The 2,540-nt window shown below is 51.1% G+C and carries 2 protein-coding genes; both read left to right on the top strand.

The genetic code is table 11. From position 1 onward, the window contains the following. Nucleotides 1-40 precede the first annotated feature (40 nt). Nucleotides 41-832, top strand: coding sequence for a hypothetical protein (locus RWJ43_RS06685; RefSeq protein WP_314009166.1), 792 nt, complete (start codon nucleotides 41-43; stop codon nucleotides 830-832). 81 nt (nucleotides 833-913) lie between these two features. Further along, complete coding sequence (locus tag RWJ43_RS06680) at nucleotides 914-2,335, top strand: aminopeptidase (protein WP_314009164.1); 1,422 nt, start codon at nucleotides 914-916, stop codon at nucleotides 2,333-2,335. The last annotated feature ends 205 nt before the right edge of the window (nucleotides 2,336-2,540 follow it).

Raw genomic sequence — 2,540 nt, 5'->3', positions numbered from 1 at the left:
GCAAATCTGAGCAACTTCTCTAGCTGCGGTAACCGCATTTGTGCTATCAAATCAAATTGGTATCGCTGGTTCAATTATTGGCGTAGCCGTTGGTGCAGCAGCTTCGGCACTTGCCTCGCAGATTTACCAGAACGTAATTAGACGCTCCACGCATTCTTTTCGCAACTCCGAGAATGAGCAGGTAGATAGCTCTTACGCAGACGCTGATTCTACTCTCCCAGCGCATCCCTATGTGGATCAAAGTCCTGTTGACGTTACCCAGCAGATGCCACAGTACGCACCCGCCCAACAGCGCTACGCAAATGCAGCTCAACAATATCGCACGCCAACACTGTCTCGCAAGCGCGTAAGAGCGCTGACTATCGTGACCATTATTTCAATTATCTTTACCATTTCTGCCGTCATTCTTTATGCAATGTTCCTCAGCTATATCACCGACGGATCTGGCTTGGGACCTAAGGTCAGCACAACCCCAGTTGTGACGGAAAAAACTACGAATACCAGCAATTCGACGGATAAGAAAGACGATTCCAGCTCTTCTAGCGAGAAGACCGACGAGTCAAGCAAGTCCACTGATTCCAAGGATTCCTCTTCGGAGAGCACTGACTCCAAAAAATCAGAGACCACCAGCTCCGACAGCTCGTCTAGTTCGGAAAAGACCAGCGACTCGAGCAGCTCAAGCAGCTCGTCTGAGAGTAATTCTTCCAGCAACAACTCCGGAACGGGCAGCTCAAACAGCAATTCTGGTTCCAATCAGAACTCCGGTTCCGGCAATAGTTCTGGCAGCGGATCCAGTGGTTCTGGCTCAAACAGCTCCAACGGAGGCAACTAAGTCGCGGTCTCATCACGGGCGGCACACCTAACAGCAACAACAAACAGCAGTTCAACTGAGCTTGCTGCAGAAAGGATGGGTATGGAAACCACAAACGCATGGAAAAAGTACACCTCGGAGGACCTGGACAAACTCCAGTCGTTCACCGAGGGCTACAGAAAGTTTATCTCCGAAAACAAGACTGAGCGCGAGTGCGCCGCAAGCGCTATCAAACTTGCCGAAGCAGCAGGTTACGTTAAGCTTTCAGACGCCATCACAGCAGGTAAAAACCTCAAGGCTGGCGACAAAGTCTACGCAGACATTCGCGGCAAGTCCGTCATCTTTGTCCAGATTGGTACCAAATCCCTGGAAGAGGGTCTAAACATTCTTGGTGCTCACATCGACTCCCCTCGCCTGGACGTCAAGCAGAATCCTCTCGAGGAGCGCAATGAGCTTGCTACCCTTGACACCCACTACTACGGCGGCGTCAAAAAATACCAGTGGGTCACTATTCCTCTGGCAATTCATGGCGTTCTTGCACTTAAAGACGGTAGCGTCGTAAACGTATGCGTTGGCGAGGATCCAACTGACCCTGTTTTCTGCATCTCCGACCTTCTCATCCACTTGAGCGCTGAGCAGCTTGGAAAGACTGCTTCCAAGGTCATCGAGGGTGAGATGCTTGACCTCATTGTTGGCAATCGTCCACTTGTTTGGGGCCAGAATGGCGAGAAACCCACTGATGCAGAGGGTGATGAGCCAAAGGAAGCTGTTAAGGCTAACGTCATCAACATCCTGAAGGACCTCTACGGCATTGAGGAAGCAGACCTTCTCTCCGCTGAGCTTGAGATTGTTCCTGCAGGTCCTGCTCGTGACATGGGCTTTGACCGCTCCATGATCTTGGGCTACGGTCACGACGACCGCAGCTGCTCCTACCCTTCCCTGATTGCGCAGCTTGAGTGCGACACTCCTGCACGTACCTCCGTTACCATTCTGACCGACAAGGAAGAGATTGGCTCCGTTGGCGCTACTGGCATGAACTCCCTCTTCTTTGAGAACATCATGGCAGAGGTCCTGGCACTTGCCGGTTTTGAGTCTCCACTTTCCCTGCGTCGCTGCATGGCCAACTCCTACATGCTCTCCAGTGATGTTTCTGCTGGTTATGATCCTAGCTTTACGGGTAGCTTTGAAATTAAGAACTCTGCCATCATGGGTCACGGCCTTGCATTCAACAAGTTCACTGGTAGTGGCGGCAAGTTTGGCTCCAACGACGCTGATGCCGAGTACGTAGCACTGATTCGTCGCATTATGGACAACGCCGGCGTTCAGTTCCAGACCGCTGAGCTTGGCCGCGTTGACGCTGGTGGCGGCGGAACTATCGCATATATGTTGGCTAAATATGGCATGCACGTCATCGACTGCGGTGTTCCTGTTCTTTCCATGCACGCACCTTGGGAGATTGCAAACAAGGCCGACATCTTTGAGGCCTATCGCGGATACTGCGCATTCCTCGAGTTCAGCGAGTAATTAAGCTGCTCAAATAAGTTTTACGTGCACGAAAATCAAGCTAACAAGAAAGACGTGAGAGGCAAACTCTCACGTCTTTTTCTGTATCAAATCCAAGGCGAGAAACCCATCCAGCCCGCAGTGAACTGCCTCCCATTTCTTGGACACGAGAAATAGGAGGCAGTTCAAAACACACCTAAGTCGGATAATCTGTTAAAAAGACGTA

Source organism: Lancefieldella parvula (genome assembly GCF_963530955.1).
Classification (GTDB): domain Bacteria; phylum Actinomycetota; class Coriobacteriia; order Coriobacteriales; family Atopobiaceae; genus Lancefieldella; species Lancefieldella parvula_A.
The sequence above is the reverse complement of the archived record's forward strand: the minus strand, read 5'-3'. Positions and strand labels throughout refer to the sequence as shown.

Coding starts and splice junctions, on each gene's coding strand:
- RWJ43_RS06680 (WP_314009164.1), top strand. CDS start 914: ATGGAAACCACAAACGCATGGAAAAAGTACACCTCGGAGGACCTGGAC.